Annotated in this window: 14 protein-coding genes; all 14 read right to left on the bottom strand. The window is 72.3% G+C overall.

Annotated features, from left to right (window positions below; all coding sequences use genetic code 11):
* Positions 1–267: 267 nt before the first annotated feature.
* The 14 genes from xylB to ACZ6WH_RS15205 all read right to left on the bottom strand — a co-directional run bounded on the left by xylB (position 268) and on the right by ACZ6WH_RS15205 (position 16,977).
* Positions 268–1,698 (bottom strand): xylulokinase, encoded by a 1,431-nt coding sequence (gene xylB / locus ACZ6WH_RS15270; RefSeq protein ID WP_469728719.1) that lies wholly within the window; start codon positions 1,696–1,698, stop codon positions 268–270.
* A gap of 61 nt (positions 1,699–1,759) precedes the next feature.
* Positions 1,760–2,725, bottom strand: a complete 966-nt coding sequence (locus tag ACZ6WH_RS15265) for an acetylxylan esterase (RefSeq protein ID WP_469728718.1) — start codon at positions 2,723–2,725, stop codon at positions 1,760–1,762.
* Positions 2,726–2,909: 184 nt separating this feature from the next.
* Positions 2,910–3,752, bottom strand: coding sequence for an amino acid ABC transporter ATP-binding protein (locus ACZ6WH_RS15260; RefSeq protein ID WP_469728717.1), 843 nt, complete (start codon positions 3,750–3,752; stop codon positions 2,910–2,912).
* Positions 3,753–3,757: 5 nt separating this feature from the next.
* The gene (locus tag ACZ6WH_RS15255) at positions 3,758–4,543 is read right to left on the bottom strand and encodes an amino acid ABC transporter permease (RefSeq protein WP_469728716.1); all 786 of its coding nucleotides are present in this window, start codon (positions 4,541–4,543) and stop codon (positions 3,758–3,760) included.
* Between the two features lie 33 nt (positions 4,544–4,576).
* Complete coding sequence (locus ACZ6WH_RS15250; RefSeq protein WP_469728715.1) at positions 4,577–5,374, bottom strand: basic amino acid ABC transporter substrate-binding protein; 798 nt, start codon at positions 5,372–5,374, stop codon at positions 4,577–4,579.
* Between the two features lie 185 nt (positions 5,375–5,559).
* On the bottom strand, positions 5,560–6,480 hold the full coding sequence (gene mmuM, locus ACZ6WH_RS15245; protein ID WP_469728713.1) for a homocysteine S-methyltransferase: 921 nt from the start codon (positions 6,478–6,480) through the stop codon (positions 5,560–5,562).
* Between the two features lie 13 nt (positions 6,481–6,493).
* Positions 6,494–9,424, bottom strand: coding sequence for a glycoside hydrolase family 2 TIM barrel-domain containing protein (locus ACZ6WH_RS15240; protein ID WP_469728711.1), 2,931 nt, complete (start codon positions 9,422–9,424; stop codon positions 6,494–6,496).
* A 105-nt stretch (positions 9,425–9,529) separates the two neighbouring features.
* On the bottom strand, positions 9,530–10,720 hold the full coding sequence (locus tag ACZ6WH_RS15235) for an SfnB family sulfur acquisition oxidoreductase (RefSeq protein ID WP_469728710.1): 1,191 nt from the start codon (positions 10,718–10,720) through the stop codon (positions 9,530–9,532).
* Complete coding sequence (gene ssuE / locus ACZ6WH_RS15230) at positions 10,717–11,268, bottom strand: NADPH-dependent FMN reductase (protein WP_469728708.1); 552 nt, start codon at positions 11,266–11,268, stop codon at positions 10,717–10,719. Before ssuE ends, ACZ6WH_RS15235 begins: the two co-directional genes overlap by 4 nt.
* A gap of 164 nt (positions 11,269–11,432) precedes the next feature.
* Positions 11,433–12,671 carry an acyl-CoA dehydrogenase family protein gene (locus tag ACZ6WH_RS15225; protein WP_469728707.1) on the bottom strand — a complete coding sequence of 413 codons (1,239 nt, stop codon included), beginning with the start codon at positions 12,669–12,671 and terminating at the stop codon, positions 11,433–11,435.
* Positions 12,668–13,807 (bottom strand): dimethylsulfone monooxygenase SfnG, encoded by a 1,140-nt coding sequence (sfnG, locus tag ACZ6WH_RS15220; RefSeq protein WP_469728706.1) that lies wholly within the window; start codon positions 13,805–13,807, stop codon positions 12,668–12,670. The genes ACZ6WH_RS15225 and sfnG overlap by 4 nt, the downstream gene beginning before the upstream one ends.
* A 231-nt stretch (positions 13,808–14,038) precedes the next feature.
* Positions 14,039–14,146, bottom strand: a complete 108-nt coding sequence (locus tag ACZ6WH_RS15215) for a putative leader peptide (RefSeq protein WP_469728704.1) — start codon at positions 14,144–14,146, stop codon at positions 14,039–14,041.
* A gap of 267 nt (positions 14,147–14,413) precedes the next feature.
* A complete protein-coding gene (locus ACZ6WH_RS15210; protein WP_469728702.1) occupies positions 14,414–15,775 on the bottom strand; it encodes a cytochrome P450 in 1,362 nt (453 codons plus the stop codon).
* Positions 15,776–16,008: 233 nt separating this feature from the next.
* The gene (locus ACZ6WH_RS15205; RefSeq protein ID WP_469728700.1) at positions 16,009–16,977 is read right to left on the bottom strand and encodes an aminoglycoside phosphotransferase family protein; all 969 of its coding nucleotides are present in this window, start codon (positions 16,975–16,977) and stop codon (positions 16,009–16,011) included.
* Positions 16,978–16,985: the final 8 nt, after the last annotated feature.

The following is a 16,985-nucleotide window of genomic DNA, read 5'->3' as shown; positions in this document are numbered from 1 at the left end:
GAAATCGGCTATCCGCCGAACAGAGAAGGTAGTCGCACTGATTTTATCTGCACAATCCCTCAAATGAGTGGCATGAAATAGGAATTGAGTGGATAGGCTCGCCGGAATAGCTGCATCGCCGGGCGCGCACGGGCCGGTTGGGTTGCACATATGCGCTGGCGTACGACGGTACGCACGAAGGGCGGCGCCCGCGGGGCGTTGAGGGGCGGCGCCCGCGGGGCTTCGAGGGGCGGCGCCCGCGGCGACGCCCCTCGTGCGTGGGGAACCTCACACCCCGAAGAGGGGCCCCGCCGCCGTGAGGGTCCCCGACAGCCGCTCCCACGCCGCCGCGTCCCGCTCGACCGCTTCGAACCGCTCGCCCCGGCCCGTTCCCCAGCGGCGTGCCACCGCCGCCGGATCCTCACCCAGTAGCAGCCCCGCCGCCTGTGCCGCCGCGCCCAGCGCCACCAGTTCGCCTTCGGCCGGTACCACCACGGACCGGCCCGACAGCCGCCGTACGGTGTCCCGCCAGGCCCGCCCGCGCGCCCCGCCGCCGATCAGCAACAACGCCTCGTCCGCCGCTGTTTCGGGTCCCGCCACCAGGTCCAGCGCCCGCAGCAACGCGAAGACCGCGCCGTCGTACGCCGCCTGCAGCACCTGCCCGCCCGTGGTGTCGTGCCGCAGGCCGTGCAGCAGGCCCGTCGCCTCCGGGAGGTTCGGCGTACGCTCGCCGTCGAGGAACGGCAGCACCACCGCCGAGCCGCCCGGCTCCACGGCCTCCCGGTCCCGGCCCAGCAGCGCCGCCATCCGGTCCACCGCGAGCGTGCAGTTCAGGGTGCAGGCGAGCGGCAGCCAGTCGCCGCGCGCGTCCGCGAACCCCGCGACCGTGCCGGTCGGATCGGCCGGGCGCCGCCCGGTCACCGCGTACACCGTCCCCGAGGTGCCGAGGCTGATCACCGGGTGTCCGGGGCGCAGCCCGAGGCCGAGCGCCGCCGCCATGTTGTCGCCCGTACCGGCCGCCACGAGTGCGCCGCGCGGCAGCGGCAACGAGTCGGGCCGTACGGTCCCCGCCGCCTCACCGGGGCGGGCCACCCGGGGCAGCATCTCCGTCCGCAGCCCCACGTGGTCCAGGATCTCCTTGTCGTAGCTCCCGGTGGCCGAGGACCACCAGCCCGTCCCGGAGGCGTCCCCGCGGTCGGTGACGGCCTCGCCGGTCAGCCGCTCGGTGAGGTAGTCGTGCGGCAGCCGTACCGCGGCGGTGGCCCGCGCCGCCGCCGGCTCCCGGTCGCGCAGCCAGGCCCACTTGGCCACCGTGAACGACGGGCCCGGCAGACTGCCGATCCGCTCCGCCCAGGAGTCCGGGCCGCCCAGCTCCTCCACGAGGCGGCGGCTCTGCGGCGCCGGCCGTACGTCGTTCCACAGCAGCGCGGGCCGTACCGGACGCCCGGCCGCGTCCAGCGTCACCAGCCCGTGCTGCTGGCCCGCGACGGAGACGGCGGACGCCTGCCGTGCCGCGTCGCCGCAGGCCCCCAGCGCCTGCCCGAGCGCGTCCCACCACTCCTCGGGGTCGCTCTCCTTGCCGGGGCCGGCGGCGACGGTGTGCGGCGCCTGGCCCCGTGCCGCGACCTCACCCGTCGACGCGTCCACGACCAGCACCTTGGTCGACTGCGTGGAACTGTCCACGCCGACCACCAGAGGTCCCGCTCCCCACGCGCTCATCGCCACTCCTCCCTCAGATGCCCGGCGTCCACCGGTACTTCATGGACCCGCGGACGCGGCCTCATGCGAACAGCTCCCGTACGAACATGATCTCGTCCGCCTGATGGTGCGTCCCGCCGCCCTCGTGTCCGTTGAACCGCCACACCCGGAGGTCCTTCGGACCCGCGTAGTGGTGGTAAGCGGCGAAACCGGTGGACGCCGGCGTGACGGTGTCGGCCAGGCCCGTACCGAAGAGCGCGGGAGCCTCCGCGCGGGCGGCGAAGTTCAGCACGTCGAAGTGGTCCAGCGTGTCCAGTGCGGTGTCGATGTGCAGCCGCTCCCCGGCGAAGTACGCGGCCAGTTCGGTGTACGGGCCGGTCTCGGCCACCTCCACGGCGCGCCGGATGTGGGCCATGAACGGTACCCGCACCAGCGCGGCGGCGAGCCCCGGCACCAGCCCGGCCACCGCGAGCGCCTGCGCGCCGCCCTGGCTGTTGCCCTCCACGACGATGCGGTCCGGGTCCACCGCCGCGTGTTCGCGCGCGGCCTCCACGGCCCGTACGGCGTCCGTGTAGAGCCGGCGGAAGTAGTACGCGTCGGGGTCGAGCACGCCCCGCGTCATCATGCCGCCGACGGAGGGGTTGTCGGAGCCCACCGGGTCGGGGGTGTCCCCTGACCGGTTCGGGCCGGTCTGGCCCCGGGGGTCCATCACGAGGGTGGCGTACCCGGCGGCCGGCCACAGCAGCCAGTCGTGCGGCAGGCTGCGCCCGCCCCCGTAGCCCAGGTACCGCACGACACAGGGGAGCGGCCGCCCCGCACCCCTCGGGGCAAGGAACCAGCCGCGGACACGGTGCCCGCCGAACCCGGAGAACTCCAGGTCGTAGGTGTCGAGCAGGTCCAGGCCCACGTCGACGGGGGTGAAGCGTGCGTCGAGGGGGAACGTGCGCGCCTCTTTGAGGGTGCGCTGCCAGAAGGCGTCGAAGCCGGCCGGTTCGGGCCGGGCGGGACGATAGGTGCGCAGGTCTTCGAGGGGCATGTCGAGGAACACCGGCGGGCTCCTGAGGCTCGGGGAAAACCGATCACCGGACACCATGCCCCGGGAGCGGCCGGTACGACCGCGGGCGGGCGCCACGCGTCTCCGCGCGCCACCCGTCCGTACGGCCGCGTACGGGCCGGAGGCGTCCGTACGGCCCCTCATCGGCCCGGGGGTCCGCCGCGGCCGCCCGCGGGGCTCAGCGGTCCACGCGCTTGCCCTCCGGACCGGTGTCGGCCACCTCGCCGACCCGGGCCGCCGCCGGGTCCAGCACACGGGCCAGGAAGGTACGCGTCCGCTCGTGCTGCGGGTCACCCACCACACGGTCCGGCGGCCCCTGCTCGACGATCACCCCGCCGTCCATGAAGACGACCCGGTCGGCGACCTCCCGCGCGAAGCTCATCTCGTGCGTGACGACGAGCATGGTCATGCCCTCGTCGGCGAGCGACCGCATGACGGCGAGCACGTCGCCCACCAGCTCCGGGTCGAGCGCGGAGGTCGGCTCGTCGAAGAGCATCAGCTCCGGGTCCATCGAGAGCGCGCGGGCGATGGCCACCCGCTGCTGCTGGCCCCCGGAGAGCTGGGCGGGGTAGGAGCGCTCCTTGTCGCTCAGTCCGACGCGTGCCAGGTTCGCCCGCGCGACCCGCTCCGCCTCGGCCTTCTCGCGGCGCAGCACGCGCCGCTGGGCGATCGTCAGGTTCTCCAGCGCGGTCAGGTGCGGGAAGAGGTTGAAGGACTGGAAGACCATCCCGATCCGGCGCCGTACGCGGTCGATGTCCACGTCCGGGTCCGTGACCTCGGTACCGGCCACCACGACCGTCCCCGAGGTGGGCTCCTCCAGCAGGTTGACGCAGCGCAGCAGCGTCGACTTGCCCGACCCCGAGGGGCCGATGACGCACACCACCTCGCCGCGCCGCACCGTGAAGTCGATGCCCTTGAGCACTTCGAGGTCGCCGAACGCCTTGTGCAGCTCGGTGACCTCGATGGCGGTCGGGTTCCCGGCCGCGGGCGCCCGGCCCGTCGCCGCCGAGTCGGTCGTCATGCCGGTCACCTGGCCTTCGCGGTACGGACTTCGAGCCGCCGGACCAGGTGGCCGAGCGGCAGGGTGATGACGAGGTAGAGCAGGCCGGCCACGAGGATCGGGGTCAGGCTCTTGTACTCGTTGAGCGCGTCCCGCCCGAAGTTGGCCAGCTCGTACTGGCCGAGCGACAGCCCCAGCAGGTACACCAGCGAGGAGTCCTTGGTCAGCAGGATCAGTTCGTTGGTGAGCGGTGGCAGGACGATGCGGAACGCCTGCGGGATGACGATGGAGACCATCGCCCGGCCGTGCGACATGCCGAGCGACCGGGCCGCCTCGGTCTGGCCCTTGGGCACGGCCCGGATGCCCGCCCTGATGGTCTCCGCCATGTAGGCGGCGCCGACCAGCCCCAGGGAGAGCATCACGGTGACGTACTGGTCCAGCGCGACCTCGAAGGCGAGCGGCACACCGAAGCCCAGCGCGATGAAGACCAGAAGGGCGGGCACGCCCCGGAAGAACTCGATGTACGTGACGGCGATCCAGCGGTACGGCGGTACCGAAGAGAGCCGCATCAGCGCCAGGACGAGCCCGACCACCAGCCCGAATCCGAAGCCGAGCAGGGTGTAGAGCACCGTGTTGACCAGCGCCGTGGTGACGATGTCGGGGAACAGATCCGCCACGATGCCGACATCGAAGAAGGCCCGCTGCAGTTGGCCCCAGTCGGCGACCAGCGCGACGACGGCCACGACGAGGACCAGAAGGGCGTACTGCGACCCGCGGACCGCGCGGGTCCGCTGCCGTTTGGTCAGGGGCATGCGGGCAGAGCTCCTCAGGGTGGACGGCCGGGATCAGCTCTGCGGCGTGGTACCGAACCACTTCTTGTAGATGCGGTCGTAACTACCGTTCGACCTGGCCTTCTTGAGGGAGGCGTTGATCTGCTTCAGGAGTGCGCCGTTGCCCTTGCGCACCGCGACCCCGTAGTGCTCACCCGTGTCGAACTCGGCGGTGACCTCGGTGTCGGGGTTGGACTTGACGTAGTCGAGCAGCACGCCGTTGTCCATGATGGCGGCGTCCACCTTGCGGGTCTTCACCGCGGTGAGCAGCAGTCCGAGGTCCTCGTACTCCACGAGGTCCACGTCCTTGCCCGCGTGCTCCTTGGCGTAGATGCCGCCGGTCGTGGCCTTCTGGTATCCCAGCTTCCGGCCCTTGAGGTCCTCGATCCTCTTGTAGGGCTCGCCCTTCTTCGTGATCAGCGCCTGCGTGGCGTTGAAGTACGGGTCGGAGAAGTCCATGACCTTCTTGCGCTCGGGCGTGATCGTCATGCCCGCCGCGGCCAGGTCGCACTTGCGAATATTGAAGTCCTGGCCGGTCTCGATGCCCTCGAAGGGCGTGTTCACGACCTCCTGCTCGACCTTCATGTCCTTGGCCACGAGGTCGATCAGGTCCACGTCGAATCCGACGATTTCGCCGCCCTTCTTCACCTGGAAGGGCGCGTACGGCAGGTGGGTGCAGGTCTTGAGCGTCCCCTTGGACACCAGCTGCAACCCGGAACCCTGGTTCCCCCCGGACTTCGTGCTGGTGCAGCCGGCCGCCAGGGCGACGGCCGCGACGGCGGCTATGACAGGCAGCGACGAGCGAGCTGACACCGGTCCTCCAGGGAAAGGTGAAGATCAACAGCAGGCTGCTGACGGCGAGTTGCGCTGAATCCTGCCACCGGCCGTGTCCGCTGTCTCCGCCGTGAGGGTTGCGTCTGCATAACGACCTTGATCCGACACGCACGGGGAGCGGCCCCGCCGCATACGGGCGGGGCCGCTGCTCGGCAGGGGGAGCGTCAGGGCGTGAGGAGGCCGGCGAGGGCGGAGACGGAGCCGGGTCCCACGCGGCAGCAGCCACCGATGAGGCGTGCGCCGCCCGCCGCCCATGCCGTCACCCGTTCCGCCGTGAACGTCGTGCGACCGCGCCACGCACGCGCCTGCGCGTCCCACTCCTCACCGCTGTTCGGATAGACCACCACGGGCTTGCCGGTCACCCGCGCCGCCGTCTCCACCGCCGCGTCCGCGTCCTCCGGCACGCAGCAGTTGACCCCCACGGCCACGATCTCCGGCGCCTCGGCAGCGAGCGCGAAGGCCTCCTCCAGCGGCTGCCCGGCCCGCGTCCGGCCGCCCTCGATGCTGTACGACAGCCAGGCAGGCACCCCGAGGCCGCGCACCGCGCTCACCAGCGCCCGGCCCTCCTCCGCGTCCGGCACCGTCTCCAGCGCCAGTACGTCCGGCTCCGCCGCCGCCAGCACCTCCAGCCGCGGCCGGTGGAACCGCTCCAGCTCGCCGACGCTCAGCCCGTACCGGCCGCGGTACTCCGAGCCGTCCGCGAGCATCGCGCCGTACGGGCCCGCGGAGGCCGCGACGTACAGGGGGCCCGGCACACCGCCCTTCATGGCGCGCCGGGCGGCCTCCCGGGCCAGCTCCACACTGCGGCGCAGCAGCCCGGCCGCCGCCTCTCCCTCGATGCCGCGCCGCGCGAAGCCCTCGAACGTGGCCTGGTAGCTGGAGGTGATCGCGACCCTGGCGCCCGCCTCGTAGTACGCCTGGTGCGCGGCGGTGATCGCCTCCGGCTGCTCGGCGAGCAGCCGGGCCGACCACAGCTCGTCACTGAGGTCGTGCCCGGCCGACTCCAGCTGGTTGGAGAGTCCGCCGTCGAGGACGACGGGGCCGCCGGCCAGGGCGGCCACGAAGGAGGGGGAGGTAGTGCTCATACGGTGAAGCCTGTCATTCCGCCGTCCGGAACGTGAAGGCGAACGCGGCCGGAGCGGCTTCGAGGCGGTAGCGGGGGAGCACCCCGGGGCCGCACGACTGGCTGCCGATCCCGTGCTGCGCGTGGTCCAGGTGGAGCCACACGCGGTCGCCCGGGACGAGGTCCGGCGTGTGCCGGGCGGAGTCCAGTTCCTCCGTGGTCCACCTCCGGGCCGTGAGGAAGAAGTCCGGCTCCCCTTCGATGCGCAGCCCCGTCCCGTCCGGGCCTGTCAGCTCCGCCCAGCGCACGCCGATGCGCGCGCCGTTCTCCTGCGGTCGCACGTACGGGGTCTGCCACTCGTCGACCGACAGCGCCCAGCGGCCCACGCGGGCCGCTGCGGACGTGTCCGGGTAGGCCTCGCCCGGACCGCCGCCGAACCACCGCACGGCGCCCAGATCGCCGCCGACGCCCATTCGCAGGCCCAGCCGCGGCAGCGCGACCGGCCAGTCTCCTTCCGGCGTCACGGCCACCTCCAGCCGCAGCGCGGCGCCGTCCGAGATCCAGCGGTGCGTCACCGCGAAGCCCAGTGCCGTGGCGGCCGGCGCGACCCTGGTGCGGACGACCAGCGCGTCCCCGTCCGCCACCACCGTGTCCGTGCGGTGCCGCATCCGGTGCAGGCCGATCCGCCGCCACTCGGGTCCGCAGCGCTGCCCCGGCTGCCAGGGCGCGCCCTCGTCGTTGTCCGTGGGCGCCCGCCAGACGTCCAGCCGCGGGCCGGCCACCGGCCGGCCCCCGAGCCTGCTCAGGACTCCAGTGACGGCGTCGAAGACACCCGGGCCGAGCGCGATCGTGCCCTCCTCGCCCCACCGCGGTGCCGCGGCCGCCACGACCGGGCGCGGTACCGGGCGCGGGCCGGCGGACAGCTGGCCCCACGCGACTTCGTGCCCGGCGGCGGCCCAGGCGGTGTCCTGGGCCAGGACCGCGCGTACCGTCCACAGCGCTTCGCCGGGCGCGGGCCCGTCGGCGGGCGGCGGCAGCTTCAGCTCGGCGCTCTCGCCGGGCAGCAGCGGCGGCACCGCGAGCGTCCCCTCCGCGACGGGGCGGCCCTCGACCTCGTAGCGCCACGGGAAGACGAGCGCCGACAGGTCCGCGAAGTCCTGCAGGTTGGTGACGCGCACCGCTCCCGGGGCGGCGTCCGGCCCGGCCGCCTCGATGCGCACCGGCTCGATGACCTTCTTGTACTCGATCAGCCCCGGCGAGGGTGTGCGCTCCGGGAACACGAGCCCGTCGCACACGAAGTTGCCGTCGTGCAGCTCCTCCCCGAAGTCGCCGCCGTACGCGTGGTACGGGACGCCGTCCGCGGTCTTCTGCCGCAGACCGTGGTCGATCCACTCCCACACGAAGCCGCCCTGGCAGCGCTCGTAGGTCTCGAACAGCCGCTGGTAGTCGCTCAGCCCGCCGGGCCCGTTGCCCATGGCGTGCGCGTACTCGCACAGCACGAAGGGCAGGTCGCGGCGCCGGGCGTCCAGTGCCGCGTCGTCCAGGGGCTCCTCCGTGCGCCGCCCGATGCGTTCCACCTCGGCGTGGTCGGCGTACATCCGGGAGTAGACATCGGTGTCGGCGCAGCCGGGGTCGCCTTCGTAGTGCAGCGGCCGGGACGGATCGCGCTCCCGCATCCACGCGGCCATCGCGGACAGCCCGCGGCCCGTACCGCACTCGTTGCCGAGCGACCACATGATGACGGACGGGTGGTTCTTGTCGCGCTCGACCATCCGCCGGGCCCGGTCGAGCAGGGCCGGCGTCCACCGCTCGTCGTCGACGGGGTTGCCCCGCCAGCCCTGCTGAGCGAAGCCGTGCGTCTCCAGATCGCACTCGTCGACCACCCACAGCCCCAGCTCGTCGCAGAGCTCCAGAAAGGCCGGATGGGGCGGGTAGTGACTGGTGCGCACGGCGTTGATGTTGTGCTGCTTCATCAGCAGCAGGTCGTGCCGCATCACGTCCGTGGTCAGCGCGCGGCCTTGCGCCGGGTGGAACTCGTGCCGGTTGACGCCGCGCAGCAGCAGTGGCCGCCCGTTGACCTTCAGCAGCCCGCCCTCGACGACGACCGTGCGGAACCCGATGCGCAGCCGCACGCGCTCCCCGGGGGTGGCCAGCTCCGCGTCGTACAGCCGGGGCGTCTCCGCCGTCCACGGCTCGACGGGAACCGTCGCGCTCTCGCCGGTCGCCAGGTCCAGGCCCAGTGCCGGCACGGTCACCCGCCCGGCCGGAGCACAGTCCACCCGGAGGGTGCCGCTTCCGGTGCGGTGGTCGTACCCGGCGTGCACGAAGACGTCCCGCACCGCGCCTTCGGGACGCTGCGCCAGCTCCACCTCCCGGAAGACGCCCGGCAGCCACCACTGGTCCTGGTCCTCCAGGTACGTGCCGGAGGACCACTGGTGCACACGGACGGCCAGGACGTTGCGGCCGGGCCGCAGCAGCGTCCCCACCTCGAACTCATGCGGCAGCCTGCTGCCCTTGAAGTGGCCCAGCTCGTTGCCGTTCAGCCACACCCGTGCGCAGGATTCGACGCCCCCGAAGCGCAGCACGGTGGAGCCGGCCGGCCAGTCTTCCGGAAGGTCGAACGCGTACCGGTGGTCACCGGTGGGGTTCTCGTCCGGCACCCGGGGCGGGTCCACGGGAAAGGGGTAGCCGGTGTTCGTGTAGGCCGGGGCGCCGTGCCCCTGAAGCACCCAGTGTCCCGGCACGGTCAGCCCGGCCCACGCCGAGTCGTCGTACTCGGGGCGGGCGAAGGTCTCGTCCTCCGTGGTCGCCGCCGGCGACAGCCGGAACCGCCAGGTCCCGTTCAGCGACAGCCGCCGGGCGTCCGTCCCGGGCAGCCACGCGGCGGGCGGCAGAGCGCCGCTCCCCGGCGACACGTCTTCGTAGTACGGCACGTCTTCCTCGGAATGCGCTTCGTCTCGCGGCACGTCTTCCTCGTACGACACCATGCCGCCAGCGAAGCACGCGCGTCCTCCGATTGCGACCACCGATGGCGACTGCATCCGCGTGTTCACCGGGGGTGCGCCCGCTGTTCAAAGGAGGCCGTGCCGGGGCGGCCGGGTGCCGTTCAGCACGTACCGGCCGATGTGCTGCACCTTCCAGCGCACCGGGTCGTGCAGCGTGTGGGTGCGTGCGTCGCGCCAGTGCCGGTGCAGGTTCAGCCCGTTCAGTGCCGCGCGGGTGCCGGCCGCTTCGAAGAGCGCGCTGCCGGCCTCCACCGCGGCACGGGCGGCCTGCACCTTCGCGGCGGCCACCGCGATCGACGCCGCGGCCGCGCTGTCGTCGGTGAGGCCGCCCGCTGCCGCGTCGACCGTGCGCGCGGCCTCGGAGAGCAGCGCGCCCGCCGCCCGTACGGCCAGCGCCAGCTCACCGAACTGCTGGATGAGCAGCGGATCCTCCGCCGCGGTTGCCGGCCGGCTCTCGAACCACGGGCGGCTCTTGACCCGGACGAACTCCACCGCCTCGGAGAGCGCCCCCTCGGCGATCCCGGTGTCGATGGCCGCGTGCAGCAACTGCGCGAGCGCGCCGTGCAGCTGCGGGCCGCGGAAGGTGAGGTGGTGCGGCACCACACGGTCCCGCGGGACCAGTACCGACTCCAGGCGCACCGTGCCGCTGGCGGTGGTCCGTTGGCCCATGCCGTCCCAGTCGTCCACGACCGTCACGCCGGGCGCGTGCCGGGGTACGTAGGCGACGTACAGCTCCTCGTCGGCGCCGCGGGCCAGCACCGGGATCCAGTCCGCGAACAGCGCGCCCGTGGAGTAGTGCTTGGTGCCCTCCAGGACGTGCGACCCGTCCGGCTGCGGGACGAGCCGGGTACGGATGTCCTGCACGTGCTTGGTGCCCGCCTCGGACTGCGCGTTGCCCAGCCGCCGTCCGGCCAGCACCTCCTGGAAGAAGAACTTCCGCTGCTCCTCGTCTCCCTGGCGGCGGAGCACCGCCACGTACACGAAGTGGCTCTGCGGGATCTGCGCCAGGCTCGCGTCAGCGGCGGCCAGCAGCCGGAAGACGCCGGCGAGCGTCTCGGCCGACACCGCGGCGCCACCGTGCTCACGCGGCACGGTGACGCCCAGCAGGCCGCTGTCGGACAGCCGGTCCAGCTCGGGGCCCGGCAGCCGGCGCTCGGCGTCCCGGCGGGCCGCGCCGGTGCGGAACTCCGCCGCCAGCTCGGCCGCCACGGCCAGCGCCTCCGCGTCGTCGGCGATCACATGCGCGGTGCCGGTCATGCCGCCACTCGCAGAGGCGCGCGGTCCAGCGCCGTCGCGAACTGGCCGACCACACCGTCCAGCGCCTCGCGCGTCTCCGGTGCCACGTGGACCCCGCCGCCCTCCTGCACGGTGATGTCGCGGTCCAGGACGAACCAGCCCGGCACGATGTGCGAGGCGCCCATGGAGGACAGCACGGGCCGCAGCGCGTAGTCGATCGCGAGGACGTGCGCGGTGGAACCGCCGGTGGCCAGCGGCAGCACGGTCTTCCCGGCCAGCGCGTACTGGGGCAGCAGGTCCAGGAGGGACTTCAGCAGCCCCGAGTACGCGGCCTTGTAGACGGGCGTGCCGACCACGAGGCCGTCGGCGGCCTCGACGAACCGGGTCGCCCGGACGATCGCCGGGTGGCCGAAGTCCGCGCCCAGCAGTGCCTCGGCCGGCAGCGTCCGTACGTCCAGTGGGATCACCTCGTGTCCCTGTGCGACGAGCGTGGCGTCCAGATGGCGCAGCAGTCGCGCCGTACGGGATGTGGGGGAGGGGCTCCCGGAGAGGGACAGCACGGTGGCCATGAATGTTCACCTCGAAGTGTGTGGTGCGGAGTCTGTGGTGGCGCGGAGCACGAGTACCGAGCGGGCCCCGCTTCACGAGTACCGAGCGGGAGCGGTCCTACGGGGGCGCGCGGGCTCACGAACACGAGGGAGCCCGCGCGCGCCGAGTACGAGCGGACGGGCCGTTACGAGTACCAGGTGGGCTGCGGCAGCTCGCCCGTGAGCACGAAGCGGCCGACCTCACGGCGCTTGTAGGCGACGGGGTCGTGGAGGGTGTGCGTACGAATGTTGCGCCAGAAGCGGTCCAGCCCCTCGGTGGTGGCCGTGGAGCGGGCGCCGGTGACCTCGAAGACCCGGTTCGCCACCTCCAGGGCCACGTCCGTGGCCCGCGCCTTCACGGCGGCGACGCGCACCTCGTGCTCTCCCCGCGTCTGCTCGGTCACCGCGTCGGGGTCCGAGTGCAGTTCCCAGCCCTCCTCGGCCACCTGGTCGGCCAGCGCCTCGGCCGCCCACAGTTTCGCCGTCAGGTCCCCGTAGACGTCGATCACGTACGGTTCGTCGACGGCCTGGTCGTGTCCCCCGTGCAGCCAGGAGCGGGACTTCGTACGGGTGTAGGTCCGCGCGGTCTCCAGGGCGCCGGCCGCGATCCCCAGGTAGAAGTGCGCGAACACCAGCTGGATCGTGGGCACGTTGAGCGTGTTGTAGACACGTCGCTGGAACGACTTGTCTACGTAGCCCGCCGCCGCGCTCCACGGGACGCGCACCGCGTCGATCGACACGCTGCCGCTCTCGGTGAGCCGCTGGCCGATGTTGTCCCAGTCGTCGTGGAAGGTCAGGCCCGCGCTGTCGGACGGCACGATGGCGAAGACGTGGTCGCCTTCGGGGTTGTCGGGGCCGACGCTGCCCTCCAGGACGCCTTCCAGCACGGTGACGTCGGAGACCTTGCTGCCGGTGGAGAAGGACTTGCGGCCGGTGAACGTGAGCGTCTCGCCCTCGTCCCGTACGGCCACGTCGTTGTCGCGCGGGTTGACGGCACCCCCGAAGAACCAGCGGTTGCGGGCGGCCTCGGCCTCGACGTGCTCCCACTGCTCCTGAGTGCCGACCAGCCGGGCCGCCCAGTTCCACAGGTAGTGGTAGCCGAGCAACTGCCCTATCGAGCCGTCGGCCTTGGCGACCTCGCGGATCACCCGGTACGCGGTCGGCCAGTCCTGGCCGCCCCCGCCGTGCCCGGCCGGCCCCAACAGGGTGACCAGCCCGGACTCCTTGAGCAGCCGGACCTCCTCGTACGGTGTGGCCCCTGCCCGGTCCCGGGCCGCGGCGTCGGTCGCGAGGACGGCGGCGACCTCGGCGGCGCGGTCGATCCACGCCTCCGGAGTGGCCGGCGCGGGACGGTGCTGCCAGTCGGTGTGTGCGGCGGTGCTCATACCAGTACTCCTTCGGTGCGGTCCTTCTCCTGGGCTTCCAGTTCGCGCACGAGCGGCAGCACCCGCTCGCCGAAGTACTCGACCTCCTCCAGGTAGTGCAGGAAGCCGAGCAGGAAGAGATCCACGCCGAGCCGCTTGTAGGCCACGATGCGCTCGGCGATCTGCTCCGGGGTGCCGATCAGCCCCGTACGGAATCCGTCGTTGTACTGGACGAGGTCCTCGAACGAGGAGTCCCGCCACATGCCCTTGCCGTCGCTGGTGGAACTGCCCGCCTGCTGGACGGCCCGGCCGAAGCCGTGGACCGCCTCGGTGTCCGCCTTGGCGACGATCTCGCGCAGAACCTGCCGGGCCTCCTTCTCGGTGTCCCGGGCGATCAGGAAGCCGTTGAGGCCGAATTTGGGGGCAGTACGGCCGGCGGCCGCGGCGGCCGCCCGGACGTCGGTGAGCTGTTCGGTGACGCCGTCGAAGTCCTTGCCGTTGCTGAAGTACCAGTCGGAGACCCGGCCGGCCATCGCGCGGGCCGCGGTGGAGTTGCCGCCCTGGAAGATCTCCGGGTGCGGCCGGTCCGCGCGGTTCAGGGGCTTCGGCTTCAGCGAGAAGTCCCGGATCCGGTAGAAGTCCCCGGCCAGTTCGGCGTGGTCCTCGGTCCACACCGACCGCAGGGCGCGGATGAACTCCTCCGCGCGCCGGTACCGTTCGTCGTGCTCCAGCCAGGGCTCGCCGAGCGCGGTGAACTCCTGCTTGAACCAGCCGCTGACGACGTTGACGGCGAACCGGCCACCGGAGAGGTGGTCGGCGGTGGCCCCGAACTTGGCGAGCACGCCCGGGTGCCACAGCCCGGGGTGGACCGCGGCGATGACCTTCAGGCGCTCGGTGGCGAGCAGCAGCGCCAGGCTGAAGGAGGTGGATTCGTGCTGGTTCTCGGCGCCGTAGCCGGCCATGTAGCGGACCTGGCTGAGCGCGTACTCGAAGCCGTTGTCCTCGGCGAGCCGGGCGAGCCGGCGGTTGTATTCGTAGCCCCAGTCGGTGCGCTGTTCGATGGTGCTGGTGACCAGGCCACCGCTGACGTTGGGTACCCAGTAGGCGAACCGCGCCGGATCACCGGCGGGCTGTGGAACTCGGTCGGATGCGGACATGGAAGAACTCCGGAGAGGTGGAAAAGGGCAGGGGGAATCGGAGAGCGATGTGCGAGAAAACCCCTTCGGGGCAGGCGGAATTACTGGACGCATTTCTGGCATGGGAAATGCGTGGCAGGCCTGCGCGAATGAGGGAGCCGGCGCGCAGGCATGCGTGAGACGTCACGCGGATGCGGCGCGCGGAGACGCGGAATCACCGGATCGGTGCAGGTCCGCGGAGTGGGAGGGCGCTCAGGCCGAACGTCGACACAGGGCGCTGGAGACCCTGACGAGGTCGACGTGGCGCCGCTCCGTCAGGCACTCCGCCGGGCGCTGGGCCGACTTCTGTCGGGGCTTCATCAACACGTCACCTCCCAGCAACATTTCGTTCGCATCGGGCCGCAAAGGCCTCGGAGGTGCCCACGGAATTACCGGCGGCACTGCCGGGGAGTTTACCTCGGAAACCGCAAGGTCGATACCCCCAACGCTGGGAACGCAACGGGCGGGACGGGCACGGGAAATGGGCCGGGAAAGAATTCCCGGCCCAGCGTTGCGCACTCGCGTACGGGGAAAGGCCACGCGCACGGAAGGCGCCACCCGGCGTGAACGGTGGTGCCCTGCGCCTGCTCAGCCGTCGGCGGCCGTGCCGCGCGGACGGCAGGTCATGAACAGCCGCCCGGGGCCGAGCGTGCCCCTGACCTGAACACGCAGGGTCGCCCCGGGGTCGGGCCGCACGCTCCAGCGGGCGCAGACGCTGGCCAGCGCCATGGTCATCTCGACCAGCGCGTACTGGTCGCCGATGCACTTGCGGTTCCCGCCGCCGAACGGCACGTGCGCCCCTCGGGGGAGGCAGTCGCCGCTCCTGTCGAGCCAGCGGTCGGGGTCGAAACGCTCGGGGTCGGGAAACAGGTCGGGCCGGTGGTGGAGGAGATAGGCGCTGTACAGGAGGGCCGTGCCCGCGGGGAGCCGGTGCCCGGCGAGCGTGGTCTCCGTAGTGGTGACGCGGGTGAAGAACCAGCCCGGTGGATACATCCGCAGCACTTCATGGACGACGCGTCGCGTGTAGTCCAGCCCGTCGAGGTCGGCCGGGGTGGCGGTCCGCCCGGCCAGGGTCCTGTCCACCTCGTCGTGCACCCGCTTCTCGGCCTCCGGGTGCTGGCTGAGCAGCCAGAAGGCGAACGCCAGCGAATTGGCCGTGGTCTCGAAGCCGGCGCCGCTCATCACCACCAGCTGGTCGCGGATGTCCTTGTCCGACAGCGGCTCGCCGGTGTCCTCGTCGCGCGCCTCCAGCAGCATGGCGACCAGGTCGTCGTCCCCGGGCGAGGCCCGTCGCTCGGCGATGATGCCGTCGATGGCCCGGTGCAGCCGGGTACAGGCGCTGCGGTAGCGGCGGTTTCCGGGGGTCGGCAGGCGGTAGAGCGGGCCGAGGGGCAGCATCACCCGCTGGTAGATGCCGTCGATGACGGTGTGCAGGCTGTGCTGTACGTCGGCAACGGCCTCGTCCTCGGCCTCCGCGGCGAGCACGCTGCGGGTCACGATGCGCAGCGTCAGAGTGGTCAGCGAAGCCGTGAGATCGAACCGCATACCGGGCCGCCAGGCGGCGGTCATCCGGTCGATCTCCTCGCCCATGACCCCGGCGTACGCATCGATGCGCTCGGGCTGGAAGGCGGGCTGCATCTGCCGGCGCTGCCAGCGGTGCTCCCGCCAGCCGGCCATCGGCAGGCTGCTGCCGAAGAGCACCCGCGCCTTGTCGAAGAACGGCCCGCCCTTGTCGAAGGTGCGGGAGTCGGTGAGCATCCGGTGGGCCGCCTCCGGCCCGCAGACGACGTAGGCCGGGTAGGGGCCCATGCCGATCCGTACGAGGTCGCCGTGGGCCGGCAGGGAGGACAGGAACTCCAACGGGCGGGAGTGGAGCTGCCAGGCGTGGCCGAGCAGCGGCCAGGCGCCGGGGGCGGCTCCCGTACGCGGGAGCGGGGTCGTGGTGGTCACAGCGGGACACCTCCGGGGAAAGAGCCAGGCTCTGAGCTCTTGTGGCCCCGAATATCCTCCCTCCCGGCACGGCCGGTAACCCGGCGCGAAGTAGCTCGCGACGGCGCGTCGGTGCCGTGTGCAACGTCGTGTGACGCGGCGGTGAGGGAACGTCCCATGCTGCGGAGACGGCCCGCGGCGGAGACCCCGGGAAGCGCGCGGGCCTCCGCCGGCAGTGGGGAGGCTCGGCTCCGCTAGCCGCCGAGGATGTCCGTCGTCAGTGGGGCACGCTGCCGCCACAGGTCGATCGTCGGTGCCATCATCGGGCCGAGCTCGGGCATCGACGGCACCACCGCCAGCGCTCCCACGATCTGCAGCAGCCGGGCCCGCTCCATGACGTCCAGCAGCGGGCGGTCCAGGGGGCGCCCGCTCACCCGCTCGTACGCCGCGACGGCGCGCGGCCCGACCAGGGCCAGGTCCCACTCCACCGGACCGCGCGTGGCGTCCTCGAAGTCGCTGAAGAGGTGCCCGTCGGCGGTCCGCAGCAGGTTGTACGACGGCCCGTCCCCGTGCAACGCCTGTATGCGTGCTTCGGGGAAGCGGCCCGGCAGGTCGGCCACAAGGGCTTCGAGGACCGCGTACTCCTGCTCCGCACGGTCCAGTTCGGCCGTTGTGAGCCCCTGCGGGTCCTTCCGCAGCCCTTCCAGGAGCGGTGCGATCGTGGGCACCAGAGGGGACAGCACCGGCAGATCGCCCGGATAGCGGGCGAGGAGGTCGTGCAGCTCCACGGCCCAGCCCGTCTGCTCGACGAAGCGGTCCTCCAGAGCCTCCGTACCGTCCGCCGCGACCTCCCGCATCGGGTCCTTCTCGTCGACGTACTCCCAGAGGACGAGTGACCTGCCGTCGCACTCGACGGGCTCCCGCGGCACCAGGGGGCTGGGCCGTACGACCGGCGCGCCCGCGTCGGCCAGCCAGCCCACCACGTCCAGCTCGCGCCGCTGCTTGCCCGCCAGCTCCTCGACCGGCACCAGAGTGAGCGACGGTACGCGCACCACCACCGGGTGCGGCGCGAGGTGCACCAGTACGTTGAACATGTCGTGCAGGACGCGCGGTTCGTCCGCCCGCAGGCCCAGCCGGCGCCCGGCTCTGACCGCGATGCCCACGGCGCGCTCGGCGCGTTCGCTGAGAGGGGTACCGGCAGGGTCCGGCTGGGGATTCGCCATGGGCCGAT

Source organism: Streptomyces sp. NPDC050806, from assembly GCF_055586425.1.
The sequence above is the reverse complement of the archived record's forward strand: the minus strand, read 5'-3'. Positions and strand labels throughout refer to the sequence as shown.